This window comes from Flavobacterium sp. (genome assembly GCF_027490375.1).
Lineage (GTDB): Bacteria > Bacteroidota > Bacteroidia > Flavobacteriales > Flavobacteriaceae > Flavobacterium.
Genome location: NZ_JAIXYH010000076.1, coordinates 49,738 through 64,829, shown reverse-complemented (window position 1 = coordinate 64,829; position 15,092 = coordinate 49,738). Strand labels below are relative to the sequence as shown.

The window sequence follows — 15,092 nt, the reverse complement described above, 5'->3', positions numbered from 1 at the left end:
TTTCACAATAAAGTTACGAAATTATTGTGCGTAAACGGATGTTTTTGATTTTTAAAAATTTACCGTATCTTTGCACCGTTATTTACGAAAACGGGATAATGAGGGAAGCGCAGCTTCCCTCTTTTATTACAATATGGATTTTAAAAAAACAGTTCAGGATTTATTAGACCAAGCGCTCGCCGAACGGGCCGACTTGTTTCTAATTGATTTGAAAATTAGTGATTTAAATAAAGTTGAGATAACAATTGATGGCGATAAGGGTGTAACTTTGCAGGATTGCATCGACATTAGTAGAGCTGTTGAACACAATCTCGACCGCGAAGCCGTAGATTTTGCCATCGATGTAGCGTCGGCTGGTGTAGGTTCTCCACTAAAAAACGTTCGACAATACAAGAAAAATGTAGGAAGAACGCTCAAAGTGAAAACCGAAACTAAAGAGATCGAAGCAACTTTGGCAGAAGCAAACGATGAAAACATAAAACTTTCTTGGTCCGCTCGCGAGCCAAAAAAGATAGGTAAAGGAAAAGAAACGGTTCAACACGAACTGATCTTACCTTACGCCGAGATCAAACAAGCAATAGTGACCATAACATTTTAACAATATAGAATTTTTAGTATGGAGAATTTAGCATTAATCGAGTCGTTTTCGGAATTTAAAGACGATAAACTGATTGATCGCGTAACCCTGATGGCAATACTCGAAGATGTATTTAGAAATGCACTCAAAAAGAAATTCGGCTCCGACGAGAATTTCGATATCATCATCAATCCTGATAAAGGAGATATGGAAATCTGGCGCCGACGCGTAATCGTTGCCGACGACGATCTCGATCTTGAAAACGAAGAAATTACCCTTACTGAAGCGCGTAAAATTGAGCCCGATTTCGAAATCGGTGAAGAAGTTTCCGAAGAAGTGAAGCTAATCGACCTCGGAAGACGAGCTATTCTCGCTTTACGCCAAAACCTGATTTCAAAAATTCACGAACACGACAACACCAATCTTTACAAGCAATTTAAAGATCTTGTCGGTGAAATCTATACTGCCGAAGTACACCACGTTCGTCCGCGTGTAGTTATCTTAGTTGACGACGACGGAAACGAAATCGTACTTCCAAAAGAAAAACAAATTCCAAACGATTTCTTCCGCAAAGGAGATAACGTACGTGGAATCATCGAAAGCGTGGAATTGAAAGGCAACAAGCCACAAATTATCATGTCGCGTACCTCTGAAAAATTCTTGGAGAAATTGTTCGAACAAGAAATACCAGAAGTTTTCGACGGTTTAATCATGGTGAAAAATGTAGTGCGAATTCCGGGCGAAAAAGCAAAAGTAGCTGTGGATTCTTACGACGATCGAATCGATCCTGTAGGCGCTTGCGTAGGTATGAAAGGTTCTCGAATTCACGGTATCGTTCGCGAATTAGGAAACGAAAACATCGACGTGATTAACTACACAACCAATACGCAGTTGTATATTACTCGTGCCCTTTCGCCTGCAAAAGTTTCGTCGATTAAAATCGATGAAAACAGCAAGCGTGCCGAGGTTTTCTTGAAGTTAGATGAAGTATCGAAGGCAATCGGACGCGGCGGGCACAACATTAAACTGGCGGGATTACTTACAGGTTACGAACTTGATGTAATTCGCGAAGGCGTTGCTGCCGACGAGGAAGACGACGTAGAATTGACAGAGTTTTCAGATGAAATCGATGGCTGGATCATCGACGAATTCGCAAAAATTGGTCTTGATACGGCAAGAAGCGTACTTAAACACGACATTAACGACTTGGTTCGCAGAACGGATCTTGAAGAAGAAACAATCCGCGAAGTATTTAAAATTCTGAGAGAAGAATTTAGCAACTAACAACTACAACAACAACACAACGGACACCTTTAAATAAATTTATGTCTGAGGAAAGAGTAATAAGAATAAATAAAGTTTTACGCGAATTCAATATCTCGCTAGATAGAGCTGTTGAATTCTTGAAAGAAAAGGGAATTGCCATCGATGCAAATCCGAATGCCAAGATTTCGAATACTGAATTCGAGATTTTGCACAAACAGTTTGCCGGCGATTTAGCCAACAAGGAAGCCTCAAAAGAAGTAAGCGAAGAAAAACGCAAGGAGAAAGAACTCCTTCGTTTAGAGCGCGAACGCGAAATTGAGGAAAAGCGCAAAGCTGATGAAGCAAAACTGCGTCAGCAGCAAGAGGTTATTAAGGCAAAAGCCAATGCGCCAACCATTAAACAAGTTGGTACCATCGACTTAAATCCGAAAAAGCCAGAACCTAAACCTGCCGCCGCCGCTGCACCTGCACCTGCGCCAGCAGCACCGGTTGCACCTGCGCCAAAACCTGTGGAAACGCCAAAGGTTGAGGCACCACAACCTGTTAAGGAAGAACCAAAAGTTGAAGCGCCTAAGCCTGTTGCCCCTGAACCAGTTGCGGCAGCACCAGAAGTGGTAACGCCTACTCCAGAAACGCCTGCAGCTCCGGCTGAAGAGACTTTTCAAACGCAATATGTGCAGCTTAGCGGTACTACTTTCACCGGAAAAACAATCGATCTTTCTCAGTTCAATAAACCGAAAAAGAAAAAAGAAGATACCAAACCAGATGCGTCGAACGATCCGAACAAAGGCAAACGTAAACGCATAACACCAGCTCCAGGCGCTAAGCCCGGAATGGGAAGCGGGCAACGTATCGTTCCAAATAGCGCACAAAATAAACCGGGTCAACGTCCTGGTTTTGTTAAAGGACAGCGTCCGGCTATCACACCGAAAGTTGAGCCTACCGAAGAAGAAGTTAAAAACCAGATTCGCGAAACGCTAGAAAAACTGCAAGGAAAAGGAAACAAATCCAAAGCAGCGAAGTATAGAAGAGATAAGCGCGATAGCCACCGACAAAAATCAGACGATGAGCAAAGAGCTATCGAAGAAGGTAGCAAAATTCTAAAAGTTACTGAGTTCGTTACTGTAGGTGAGATTGCGACAATGATGGACGTGCCGATCACAAAAGTAATAGGTACTTGTATGTCGCTCGGAATCATGGTTACCATGAACCAACGTTTGGATGCGGAAACGCTAACCATCGTTGCCGATGAGTTTGGCTTTGAAGTACAATTCATCACTACCGACATCGAAGAAACACTAGAAGTTGTTGAAGATCGTCCGGAAGATTTAGTAACTCGTGCGCCGATTGTAACCGTTATGGGTCACGTTGACCACGGTAAAACATCCTTGCTTGATTACATTCGTAAAGAGAACGTTATTGCCGGTGAATCGGGTGGAATTACCCAGCACATTGGTGCTTACGGCGTAACACTCGAAAACGGTCAGAAAATCGCATTCCTAGATACACCAGGTCACGAAGCGTTTACCGCGATGCGTGCACGTGGAGCGCAGGTTACCGATATCGCTATTATTGTGGTTGCTGCCGACGACGACATCATGCCACAAACCAAAGAAGCCATTTCGCATGCACAAGCAGCTGGTGTACCAATTATTTTCGCCATCAACAAAATCGATAAGCCAAACGCAAATCCAGAGAAAATTAAAGAGCGTTTAGCCGGAATGAATTTATTGGTTGAAGATTGGGGTGGAAAAATCCAATCGCAAGATATTTCAGCTAAAGTAGGAACTGGAGTTCACGAACTTTTAGAGAAAGTACTGCTTGAGGCTGAAATCTTAGAATTAAAAGCAAACCCAGCTAGAACCGCACAAGGAACTGTTGTGGAAGCGTTCTTAGATAAAGGAAAAGGGTATGTATCAACTATCTTGGTGCAAACCGGAACACTTCGCGTAGGCGATTATATCCTCGCAGGTAAACACCACGGTAAAGTAAAAGCTATGCACGACGAACGCGGACACGTAGTTACCGTTGCAGGACCTTCGACTCCAGTATCTATTCTCGGACTCGACGGTGCACCAACCGCGGGCGATAAATTTGCTGTATTTGAAGACGAACGCGAGGCAAAAGCAATCGCTGCAAAACGTACACAATTGATGCGCGAGCAGTCGGTGCGTACTCAGCGTCACATTACCCTTGCAGAAATCGGAAGACGTATTGCTTTAGGTCAGTTTAAAGAATTGAACATCATCCTTAAAGGTGACGTGGACGGTTCTGTGGAAGCACTTTCCGATTCGTTCTCGAAATTATCGACTGAAGAAATTCAAATCAATATCATTCACAAAGGAGTTGGTGCCATCACCGAATCGGATGTGATGTTAGCTTCGGCATCGGATGCCATTATTATCGGATTTAACGTACGTCCGGCAGGTGCTGCACGTGCTTTAGCAGATAAAGAAGAAATCGATATCCGTAACTACTCAATCATTTACGACGCAATCGATGATCTGCGCGACGCGATGGAAGGTATGTTGTCGCCGGAAATGAAAGAAGAAATTACCGGTACAGCAGAAATCCGCGAATTGTTCAAGATTTCAAAAGTCGGAACGATTGCTGGATGTATGGTTACCGATGGAAAAATTTTCCGAAACAACAAAGTGCGTATTATTCGCGACGGCGTAGTAGTTCATACCGGAGATTTAATTGCCCTGAAACGCTTCAAAGACGACGTGAAAGAGGTAAGTAAAGGTTACGATTGCGGTATTCAAATCAAAGGTTTCAACGATATCGAACAAAACGATATTATCGAATCCTTCCAAGAAGTTGCCGTACGTAAGAAGTTGAAGTAATCAAACGTATATTTTGATATATTAGCTGCCTTAGGGCAGCTTTTTTTATGCCAGAAACGAAGCAGTTGGAAAAAAACGAAGCAGTTGGGGAATATTTTATCATGGGAATTGTCGTTATTCTCGGCATATGGATTCTATTCCTGTTTTATAACTTCGTTAGAGAAGTTTACGATTCGCTCCACAGTTATTTTTTCGATCGCATTCCGGTATCGCGGTTTGCGTTGCGTTTGCGGAAACTCTCTTTAGCCGACAGCGCAGTTTTGCAAAATACGATTCCGTTTTATAACCAACTTACCCAACGGCAGCAATTGTTTTTTAATCATCGGGTGGTTATCTTTTTAGAGCAGTACCGCATCCACGGCCGCGATATCAGCATTACCAAAGAAATGGCGTTAACGATTTCGGGGACGTATGTGATGCTAACATTTGGGTTTCGCGACTTTTTGTCGAAATCCTTCGAACGTATTGTGGTTTATCCCAGCGTGTACCCATCATCGGTTTCCGACGATTATCACAAAGGCGAGTTTAACCCAGCCACGAAATCGGTGGTGTTTTCGTGGGAAGATTTTCGAGATGGCCATGAAATTGAAAACGACAATTTGAATTTGGGCATACACGAGTTTACCCACGTTTTGCATTTCGATTCGATGCGCTTTCAGCATGCTAACGCGCGTTTGTTTAGAAAACACTTCAACAACATATTGGTTTTACTAACCCAAGACGACTACAGGCAAAAGATTGAAGAAACAGCTTTGTTTCGCGATTATGCAAAAACCAACGAGTTTGAGTTTTTGGCGGTTTTGGTAGAGCACTTTTTCGAATCGCCTGAACAGTTGAAAACACAGCTGCCAGAATTGTATTTTTCGGTGGCGCGTTTGTTGAACTGCGAAAGAAGCTAGAGAATTGCATTTGCAGAGTAACTCTTCACCGATATCAAAAGGCAGAATAGTTTTTATTTGGGCGGCATTTCGCGCTTTACGTTGCAATCCGCGCTTGCAGTTGCGGTTACGGCAATATTTGCTTGTAGCTTCCGTTGGTCGCTTCAATCAAATAGCCTTCACACGCAGCTGCTACGCCCGTATTTCCACTGTAATCGCGGCCGCGGGGAATGTGCTCAAGTAAACGCAAGTTGCGGTTACGGCAATATTTGCTTGCAGCTTCCGTTGGTCGCTTCAATCAAATAGCCTTCACACGCAGCTGCTACGCACGTATTTCCACTGCAATCGCGGCCGCGGGGAACGTGCTCAAGTAAACGCAAGTGCTTTAAAAAATCTTTTATACAAGACGTAATCTTAATCATTATAATTATCTACGTGCTATTTTAGTTTGTTAGCCATTTGTTATTTCGTAATAAAGTGAAAATAATTTACAGCCAACTCTCCCAGAGTTTAAAACTCTGGGAGAGTTGGCTGATTTATACATTCACGCACAAGGGATTGCAACGAAAAGCCGCAGCGAGAAACAGCCATTGAAGCTTGTTTTGGTGCGGCGACTAACAGAAGCCGCAACAAAACTTAGCTAATAACCTGAGTTTGATTAAAAATCTTTGTCAGATCGCTTTAAATCAAAAAATTGTGAAACTAAATAGCAATAAAAAGGAACTGTTTTCACGCTAAACAGATAAACGGCTGCCTACTTCGTTAGATTTTTTTGTGATACTACAGTATCCCAATAAAAATCTGCCTTGTATTCAACCTTTTATCTGTTTTCTGACCGCAATTTTTAAATCGAACTCAGGTTGAAACGCTGGAGTACGCTGCGCCTTGAAGTGAATACCAATTAGATTTATAAAATAGGCTTAAGAAAAAAGGTTGTTTTTAAGTCAGAACAATGCAAAAAAATGTTGCATAGCAGCGCTACGGAAGATTTTTTTAAAGCAGTTATGGCTTAAAAACATTTTTTTATTGGACTTTTTTATAAATCTAATTGGTATACAGCCCGACCTGCCGCATGCGCAATTTTCCACTAAATGAGCGGCAGGATGTGCCCATATAAATCTACCAAAAAATGGCGTAAAGTGCGGCGAGTATTCCCAAGATCATGAGCGTCCAAACGTTGAAGGCCGTCGAGGTTTTAAACATACCGGGTTCGATATCCAGACCTTTAGTTTCAACACCTTTGCGGGTTTCGTACAAACTAATTATCCACATGCCGAAAATGCAAATCAGGAATACAAATCCCATACGATCAACAAACGGAATCTCGTACACACCCGACGCATTCGGAACGGCAAAACCATACGGATACAGGAATTCTAACGAAACCACGCCTGGTAAGAACTTAAACAATACCGATAAGATAAATCCGCCGATAGTAGCAAACAATGCGGCATTGGCTGTTGTTTTTTTCCAGAAGAAGCCAAGGAAAAACATCGCAAAAATCCCGGGACTCACAAATCCGGTGTATTCCTGAATGTACTGAAATCCGCCTTTTTTGTCGATTCCTAACAAGGGCGCAACAATTACCGCAATAATCATGGCAACAATTACGGTACGTTTTCCAACGGCTACCAATTTGGCTTCGTCGGCATCTTTGTTAACACTCTTTTTGTAGACATCGAGCGTAAAAATCGTGGCAATGCTGTTGGCTTTCCCGGCAAGCGAAGCCACAATAGCGGCAGTTAATGCGGCAAACGACAAACCTTTTAAGCCGCTGGGCAATAAATTCAGCAGCGTTGGATAGGCTTTGTCTGGATTTACGCTACCGTCTTGCAAAAACTCGGTACCAAAGTAGCCATTTTGGTAGAGCACATAAGCCGCAATTCCGGGTATAACCACGATAAGCGGCATCAGCAACTTCAGGAAGGCAGCAAATAAAATACCGTTGCGGGCTGTTTTCATATCGGCGCCGAGCGCACGTTGCGTGATGTATTGGTTGCAACCCCAATAGTTGAGGTTTATGATAAGCATACCGCCAATTAAAACCGATAAGCCCGGCAAATCGATGTAGTTTGGGTTGGTTTTCTCGAAAATCATGTGAAAGTGATTGGGAGCAGCTTTTTGCATGAGTTGGAAACCGCTCACAATACCTTCGCCACCTAAATGCGTTGCCACTAAATCGAGTGCGAGGTAAGTAGTGATGAGTCCGCCCAGAATCAGGAAAAATACCTGAATTACATCGGTGTATCCAATTACTTTCATGCCGCCGAGGGTAATCATTATCGCAAAAAACGCCAGAAAGAACATACATAGATTAAGGTCTAAACCTGAAATTGCGTTAATAGCTAATGCACCCAGATATAAAATCGACGTTAGGTTTACCAAAACGTATAGAAGTAGCCAAAAAATAGACATGATCATGGCTACGTTTGCATTGTAGCGTTGGTTTAGGTACTGCGGCATGGTGTAAATCTTGTTTTTAAGATACACAGGAATAAAGAATACAGCAACGATAATGAGGGTAAGAGCCGACATCCACTCGTAGGTGGCAATGGCCAATCCCATTTTAAAACCCGAGCCGCTCATTCCAATAAATTGCTCGGCGCTGATGTTGCTGGCAATTAGCGAAGCGCCAATGGCCCACCACGTAAGCGATCCTTCGGCGAGAAAGTAGTCTTTGCTATCGGCCGTTTTCTGTTTTTTCTTTTTGTAGATGTACAATCCGTAGCCTACTATGATGAAAAAATAGAGGATAAAAACGGCATAATCTTGAAACGAGAGCGTGTTCATGGTTTTTGGTCTTTGTAGTGTTGGTTGGAAAGCGATTTTAGAATCTTGGCACTTTGCTCGGGCGTGATGTCGCGTTGAGCTTCAGCAAGCATTTCGTAGCCTACCATAAATTTTTTGACGTGTGCATTTCGCAACAAAGGCGGATAAAAGTGCATGTGAAACAACCATTCTTCGTGCGTTTCGCCGTCGGTTGGAGCCTGGTGAATACCTGCCGAGTAAGGAAACGAAGTTTGAAATAAGTTGTCGTATTTTACGGTTACAAATTTGAGCGCTTCCGCGAAAGCCAGATGATCGAATTCTGAAAATTCGGCAATGGATTTGTGATTTTTCTTGGAAAGCAACAGTGTTTCGTACGGCCAAGTTGCCCAGTACGGAACGACTACTACGAAAGAATTGTTTTCAAATAATACGCGCTCACCGGCTTTTAATTCTTCTTTAAGATAATCTGAAAGTAAGTTCGTTCCGTTTTCGGCGAAGTATTCTTTAAGTTGGTTTTGTGTGCGCTTTATTAAAGAAGGAATAGACTGTTGTGCCCAGATTTGTCCGTGTGGATGCGGATTGCTGCAGCCCATGATACTTCCTTTGTTTTCGAAAATTTGCACGTAGTTGATGTACGGTAAGCTGCCTAATTCCAGATATTGCAGCTGCCAAGTTTTACTGATTTCCGAAATATCGGTAACGGTCATTTCTGCTAAAGTTAGCGCGTGGTTCGGAGAAAAGCACACAACGCGATTTACGCCGCGTTCGGGAATCGATTTAAAGAATTGTGTAGATTTTGTTGGTTCTACGTTTTCGTTTAGCAATGCGGGAAAGTCGTTTTCAAACACATAACAATTGTCGTACATCGGATTTTGTTTTCCATTTGCACGGGTGTTTCCAGCGCAGAGGTAACAGTCTGGATCGTACGGTTTGCGTTCGCTTTGTGTTTGTGTCTCGGTTTGTCCTTGCCAGGGGCGTCCGGCTCGGTGTGGAGAAACCAGAATCCATTCGTCGAGCAACGGATTGTATCGTCGGTGTGGGTGTTGCAGTTTGTCGAATGCTACCATGTTTTCTTAATTTTCGCAGTCCCTTTTGAAATTTTTACGGGGTAGTATTTGAGTTCAATTCCAAATTCTCGGCTGTAGGCAGTTTTCAGCTGATTGATAAAATCGGGAACAGCCGCTTTCTTAATTAGGTTGATGCTGCAGCCACCGAATCCACCGCCCATCATGCGTGCTCCGAAAACCGCAGTATTTTTTTGCGCTTCGGCAACTAGGAAGTCGAGTTCCGGGCAACTTACTTCGTAGTCGTTCGATAATCCACGATGCGTTTCCGACATTAAACTTCCAAGTGTTTTGAAGTCTTTTTCGTTTAATGCGTCGGCGGCTCTGCCCACGCGAGCAATTTCGGCAATTACAAAGGCACATCTTTTTAACCGAACGGCGCCTAATTCTTCGGCAACAACGGCTAAATGTTCTGAAGTGCAATCTCTAAAATTCTGAACGTCGGGAAAGTGCTTTTGAATAATCGCAAAACTGCTTTCAACTTCTTGTCGGCGGTCGTTATAGCCCGAGGTTAAATGCGTATGTTTCACACAGCTGTCGATCAGCAGCAAGCAGTTTTCGTCGAGTTCGGCGTTGTAGTATTGGTAGGAAAGATCATCGCAATCGAGTTTGATAACCTGATTTTTCTTTCCGAAAACAGAGGCAAACTGATCCATGATTCCGCAATTCACACCTGCAAATTCGTGCTCGGCTTTTTGTCCCATCCGCGCAAGCGTTTCGCGAGTTAACCCCATGTCGAATAATTCGTTTAGGGCAAACGCCATTCCACAAGATACAGCAGCCGACGACGACAGGCCCGATCCCATGGGAATACTGCTGCTCAAAACCACATCAAAGCCAGAGAAGTGCAATTCGCGATTTTTTAATTCTTGAATGACACCAATCAGGTAGTTTACCCACGTTTTGTCTATGGGTTGGAGTTTTGTATTACTTTCAAATTCGTAGTAGTCGTTTAAATCGGCAGCAAAAAGCCGTATCGTCGTTCCAGCCGATTTCTTTACAGCGAAGCAAACGTATTTATTGATAGCAGCTGGCAAAACAAAGCCGTTGTTGTAATCGATATGTTCGCCGATTATGTTGATGCGTCCCGGAGAAAGGAATACGGCGTCGGGTTCTTGATGAAATTGGATTTTAAATTGTGAAACCGTATTTCGGATGAGTTTTTTCTTCATCGATAAGAGCACTTAGGGTAGTTGTTTTAGGGTAATTTTTGTTGTTTGTAACGTATTCGAGTATGCTTCGATGGTTATATCTCCAGCCGTTTTTCCCGCTTGTACAATCAGTTGACATTTGCCGTTAAAAGCGCTGCGTTGCCAAGTTCCAGGAGCGCATTGGTCGGGTTCGTGGCTGCTTGGGTCGCCATTACCCACACCCAATATTTTGGCATTTTCGCTTACGCGGAATTTAATTACGTTATCGGCAACCGGAACTTCCAATCCGTTTTTGTCGACGATCGATACATTGATGATGGCGAGGTCGGTACCGTTGGCGCGCATTTTTTCAATACTTGGCGTGAGTTTGATGGCAAACGGAGTGTCGGTTGTTTTTACTTGCGCACGAATGGTTTTACCTTTTTTGAGCGCAACTGCTTCCAGTGTTCCGGCTTGGTAGGGCACTTTCCATTTCAAGTGTCGGTTTCGAGGCATAATTTGTTTGCCAAGCGATTTGTTGTTGAGGAAAAGTTCTACTTCATCGGCGTTCGAATTCACCCAAACATCGATTTCCTGACCTACTTTATCAGGCCAGTTCCAGTGCGGAGAGATATGAAGTACATCTTCATCGGTCCACCAGCTCTTGTAATAGTAATAAATGTTTTTTGGGAATCCGCAAACATCCATAACGCCAAAATGCGAGTTAACGTTTGGCCATTGGTAGGGTGTAGGTTCGCCTCGGTAGTCGAAACCGGTCCAGATAAAACCGCCCAACCAGAAATCGTTTTCTGCGGCAAGCACCCACCATTCTTCGGCTCTGCTTGCCCACCAAGGAGCTGTGATGTCTTGATCGGGAACATAGGCGCGTTGTTTATCTACTTCGTAAATTCCACGAGTTGTTACCGTGCTTCCCATTTCAGTTCCGATAAGCGGTTGGTTCGGATGATCGCGGTGGTAATCGGCTACGGCATTTTGGCGGTAGTTGAATCCTCGGATCGGAATTACTTCGTTTATTCCGTTAAACTCATTCGGCATATCGGCAGCATAGGTAGAAGTTCGCGTTGGATCGAAGATTTTTTGTTGTGTTAATAAGGTTTGTGCGATTTTCTTTCCAGTTTCTGTTTTCTGAATCCAACCTTCTTCATTGCCAATCGACCAAAGAATAACCGACGGATGATTGCGGTCGCGCTTAATCAAACGCTCAAATTGGTTTAAGTATTCCGGACTGCTATTTAGTAAACGTTGTTCGTCCACAACGAGCATGCCCAAACTGTCGCAGGCTTCTAAAAGTTCGGGAGTTGGTGCGTTGTGGCTAGCGCGATAGGCATTGCTTCCCATTTCTTTTAGTAAGCGAATGCGGTAGTACTGTAAATCGTCGGGCATAGCGGCACCAACACCTGCATGATCTTGATGGTTGTTTGTACCTTTAATCTTGAATCTATTTCCGTTCAGCGAAAAGCCTTTTTTTACGTCGAATTCAAAACTGCGTACCCCAAATTTTACTTTCTCTTGGTGAATTTTCTGACCATTTTTTTCGACAACAACAACTGCACGATAGAGGTACGGATTTTCCAAATCCCAAAGTGTACAGTTGTTTAGTTTCAAATCGAATTTTGTCTCAATTTTTCGGTGCGTACCAATCTGTAAGTTCTTTTTAGAAGAACGCGTTAACTCTTTACCGTTGCGGTCGGTAATATAAGTGTACACAGAGCAATTATCGGAAGTTAGATTTTTGTTTTCTACCTCGAGTGCCACGGAGACGTTTGCTTTTCTGCCGGATGGCGTAGCAGTTACAAATACAGTATGCTGTGGAATGTGCAGTTTATTCGTTTCATGTAGCCATACGTGTCTGTAAATGCCGGCGCCTTCATAGAACCAACCTTCGTATTGTGTAGCGTCAACGCGAACTACGAGTATATTGTCTTCTCCGTATTTAAGATAATCGGTAACATCGTACGAAAAGCCGAGGTATCCACTTTGGTTTGTTCCTAAGTAAAAGCCGTTTAGCCAAACCGATGCATTTCTGAAAACACCATCGAATTGTATTTCAAACCGATTGTTTTTGGAATTGCTACTTACTTGGAATCGTTTGCGATACCAGCCAATACTGGTTTCGGGATACAATCCGCCAACGGGTTTAAAGCCGTGAGAAACCACATCGAAGTTGTCGGAATACACGAAAGGGAGTTTCACAGCCCAATCGTGCGGTAGCTGCACCTTGGTCCATGTTGTATCAACAAACTTCGGATCAATAGCTGTTTTTGCTGCGCCACCTGATTTCGAGAAAATTGTGGCTATGCTGTAATTGAAGTCTTTTTCTGCATGGGCAGCGTGTCCGAAATGAAACCGCCAGTCGTCGTCTAAAGATGTTCGTTTTTGTGAAAATCCGGTCCAAGTAAGTACTGTAAAAAGGAGTACTATCGAGCTAAGTTTCGACATAAGTTTAGTTTTTGAATGCGTTTAGTGCCGGTGAGGGTCGGCCGTCGTTTTGCCAAGCGCATAGTTTGTATTTGCTCCAACTTTCGGCACCTTGCGGCTCCCAATAAAGAACACCTAAGCCGTTGTTATTCGGAACGTTTTGTGTGGCTTTAATTGTGGCTTCGAGTAATTTGTAGGTGTTTTCAACTTGAGAAACTTCGCCACCAACTTCAACAATAAAAACCTTCTTATTGTACTTTTTGCTGAGGTTGATCATGTTGGTTTCTAAGTCTGTTATCGTTTCTGTGTAATCTTTCTTAATCCAAAACGGATAGTATGAAAGCCCGATGATGTCGTATTGCACTCCGTGTTTGGTAGCCTGATCGAAAAAAGCGTTGAACTTATCGATGTTGTTTCCTTCATCGACATGAACAATAACGCCCATGTTAGCGTCGACAGCTTTTGCAGCTCGATAGCCTTCGTTTAAAAGTTGCGCCAATTGTGGCCAGTTGTGCGTACAACCGTCTGGCCAAAGCATGCCTCCTGGAATTTCGTTTCCTATTTGAACCCATTCGGTAGTGACACCTGCTTTCTTGATAGCGGATAAGACGTCGTAAGTGTGATTGTACACGGCCATTTTTAGTTTAGGGAACGCTAATTTCTCCCATGCCTTTGGTTTGAATTGCTTTGCAGGATCTGCCCACGAATCGCTGTAATGAAAGTCGATCATAATTCTAAAACCCAATTTGCTTGCGCGCAAAGCCAATGCGACAGTTTCTTCTTTGCTGCAATGTCCGCTTTGCGGATTGTCGTTTGGATTCACAAATACGCGGAGTCGAACCGTATTCATACCGAGATCTTTCAGTATTTGAAGACAATCTGCTGGATTTCCTTTGGCATCTCTAAATACAAATCCGGTCGCTTCCATCTGCGGAAGCCAGCTCACGTCTGCTCCTTTTGCAAATTCATTGTTCGTTTGTGCTGAACTAGAAAAGTAGCTCAAAAGCAATAGTACCGGCAACCAATATTTCTTTTTCATAGCTATTAATTACGGTCTCTAAATTGAGTCATTACTGGCAGTGCATTGTTGTTAAAATCCCAAAGCGCTTGGTTTTCCCAAGATGAACCATTGCTTGCAGTATTTCCGCGAAACGCAACCCATTCTGCACCCCAATAACAAAAGCCAATCCCGTGAGATGATTGATTTACAGTGTTGTAGATAGTCGACATAAAGCCGCTTTGTCCAGACTCGGTTGCAGCAAATGCGGGAATCAACTGACTTGTTAGTCCCATAATGTTATTGGTGAAATCGTTAAATCCGAGGGTGAATGGGTAGGCGGTCTCAGCAATGACAACTTTCTTGTTGTATAAACCTCCCAGCGTGTTCATGGTTTGCATTAAGTCGCTTAAACTTTTTCCGTGCCAAATAGGGTAGTAGGAGAGTCCGATGTAATCGTAATCAAGATCTTTAACTTTTTCAAAAAACCAATCGGAACCGTTCATACCAGCGAAGTGCAGCATAATTTTAGTTTGTGTTGATTGCGCACGAACCGCTTCGATACCCGCCGATGCTAGCGCTTTAAAATTTGCTTCGTTTGTCGATAAGCGACCTTCCGGCCAAAGCATTCCGTCGTTGGTTTCGTTTCCAATTTGAATAAGGTCGGGTTTAATTTGCGTCATAATCTCGGTCGTGTAACTGGCAACGGCCGTTTTCAGTGCTTCGAGATTCATGTTTTGCCACGCTTGTGGTTTGGTTTGATGTCCGGGATCAGCCCAAGTGTCGGAATAGTGCACGGTTAACCAAACTTTTAAACCAGCTTGATGTACGCGGTCTGCAAACGTTTTTACTTCTTGAAAACTGCTGCTCGAGGTTTCAGGATTATTCCAAATACGAATTCTAATGTAGTTACAGCCCGCGTTTTTTAAGGTAATAATCGGATCTTCGGGTACGTTGTTGTTTTTGAAAATCGTTCCTTCGCTTTCGATCAATGGTAAAAACGACATGTCGGCTCCGCGAATGAATTCGTCGGTAACCACATCAGGTGGCGTGGTGTTCGAATTGTTCTCGGATGAGCACGCTGCAAACAGCGCTGCTAAACAAAAAATGGCAATCTTTTTCATAT

At 43.3% G+C, this 15,092-nt stretch carries 10 protein-coding genes; 4 read left to right on the top strand and 6 right to left on the bottom strand.

Translation table 11 applies throughout. The annotated features are described in order from the left end of the window. Positions 1 to 133 precede the first annotated feature (133 nt). From rimP to Q0064_RS11770, 4 genes are all read left to right on the top strand, one after another. Positions 134 to 598 (top strand): ribosome assembly cofactor RimP, encoded by a 465-nt coding sequence (gene rimP / locus Q0064_RS11785; protein WP_298148421.1) that lies wholly within the window; start codon positions 134 to 136, stop codon positions 596 to 598. An 18-nt stretch (positions 599 to 616) separates the two neighbouring features. Continuing rightward, positions 617 to 1,861 carry a transcription termination factor NusA gene (gene nusA / locus Q0064_RS11780; RefSeq protein WP_094485552.1) on the top strand — a complete coding sequence of 415 codons (1,245 nt, stop codon included), beginning with the start codon at positions 617 to 619 and terminating at the stop codon, positions 1,859 to 1,861. A gap of 41 nt (positions 1,862 to 1,902) precedes the next feature. Continuing rightward, the gene (gene infB / locus Q0064_RS11775; RefSeq protein WP_298148420.1) at positions 1,903 to 4,689 is read left to right on the top strand and encodes a translation initiation factor IF-2; all 2,787 of its coding nucleotides are present in this window, start codon (positions 1,903 to 1,905) and stop codon (positions 4,687 to 4,689) included. Positions 4,690 to 4,754: 65 nt separating this feature from the next. Continuing rightward, positions 4,755 to 5,588 (top strand): zinc-dependent peptidase, encoded by an 834-nt coding sequence (locus tag Q0064_RS11770; RefSeq protein WP_298148419.1) that lies wholly within the window; start codon positions 4,755 to 4,757, stop codon positions 5,586 to 5,588. A gap of 1,098 nt (positions 5,589 to 6,686) precedes the next feature. Here Q0064_RS11770 and Q0064_RS11765 read toward each other — a convergent pair. The 6 genes from Q0064_RS11765 to Q0064_RS11740 are packed head-to-tail and all read right to left on the bottom strand — an operon-like array spanning position 6,687 to position 15,090. Then, a complete protein-coding gene (locus tag Q0064_RS11765) occupies positions 6,687 to 8,357 on the bottom strand; it encodes a sodium/sugar symporter (RefSeq protein WP_298148418.1) in 1,671 nt (556 codons plus the stop codon). Continuing rightward, positions 8,354 to 9,403 (bottom strand): UDP-glucose--hexose-1-phosphate uridylyltransferase, encoded by a 1,050-nt coding sequence (locus tag Q0064_RS11760; protein WP_298148417.1) that lies wholly within the window; start codon positions 9,401 to 9,403, stop codon positions 8,354 to 8,356. The genes Q0064_RS11765 and Q0064_RS11760 overlap by 4 nt, the downstream gene beginning before the upstream one ends. Then, positions 9,397 to 10,572 carry a galactokinase gene (gene galK / locus Q0064_RS11755; RefSeq protein WP_298148416.1) on the bottom strand — a complete coding sequence of 392 codons (1,176 nt, stop codon included), beginning with the start codon at positions 10,570 to 10,572 and terminating at the stop codon, positions 9,397 to 9,399. Before galK ends, Q0064_RS11760 begins: the two co-directional genes overlap by 7 nt. Positions 10,573 to 10,584: 12 nt before the next feature. Continuing rightward, positions 10,585 to 12,990, bottom strand: a complete 2,406-nt coding sequence (galA, locus tag Q0064_RS11750) for a beta-galactosidase GalA (protein WP_298148415.1) — start codon at positions 12,988 to 12,990, stop codon at positions 10,585 to 10,587. A gap of 4 nt (positions 12,991 to 12,994) precedes the next feature. Further along, positions 12,995 to 14,008 carry a glycosyl hydrolase 53 family protein gene (locus Q0064_RS11745; protein ID WP_298148414.1) on the bottom strand — a complete coding sequence of 338 codons (1,014 nt, stop codon included), beginning with the start codon at positions 14,006 to 14,008 and terminating at the stop codon, positions 12,995 to 12,997. A gap of 5 nt (positions 14,009 to 14,013) precedes the next feature. Next, positions 14,014 to 15,090 carry a glycosyl hydrolase 53 family protein gene (locus tag Q0064_RS11740; protein ID WP_298148413.1) on the bottom strand — a complete coding sequence of 359 codons (1,077 nt, stop codon included), beginning with the start codon at positions 15,088 to 15,090 and terminating at the stop codon, positions 14,014 to 14,016. Positions 15,091 to 15,092 lie beyond the last annotated feature (2 nt).

Coding starts and splice junctions, on each gene's coding strand:
- galA (WP_298148415.1), bottom strand. CDS start 12,990: ATGTCGAAACTTAGCTCGATAGTACTCCTTTTTACAGTACTTACTTGG.
- Q0064_RS11765 (WP_298148418.1), bottom strand. CDS start 8,357: ATGAACACGCTCTCGTTTCAAGATTATGCCGTTTTTATCCTCTATTTT.
- Q0064_RS11745 (WP_298148414.1), bottom strand. CDS start 14,008: ATGAAAAAGAAATATTGGTTGCCGGTACTATTGCTTTTGAGCTACTTT.
- galK (WP_298148416.1), bottom strand. CDS start 10,572: ATGAAGAAAAAACTCATCCGAAATACGGTTTCACAATTTAAAATCCAA.
- Q0064_RS11760 (WP_298148417.1), bottom strand. CDS start 9,403: ATGGTAGCATTCGACAAACTGCAACACCCACACCGACGATACAATCCG.
- rimP (WP_298148421.1), top strand. CDS start 134: ATGGATTTTAAAAAAACAGTTCAGGATTTATTAGACCAAGCGCTCGCC.
- nusA (WP_094485552.1), top strand. CDS start 617: ATGGAGAATTTAGCATTAATCGAGTCGTTTTCGGAATTTAAAGACGAT.
- infB (WP_298148420.1), top strand. CDS start 1,903: ATGTCTGAGGAAAGAGTAATAAGAATAAATAAAGTTTTACGCGAATTC.
- Q0064_RS11740 (WP_298148413.1), bottom strand. CDS start 15,090: ATGAAAAAGATTGCCATTTTTTGTTTAGCAGCGCTGTTTGCAGCGTGC.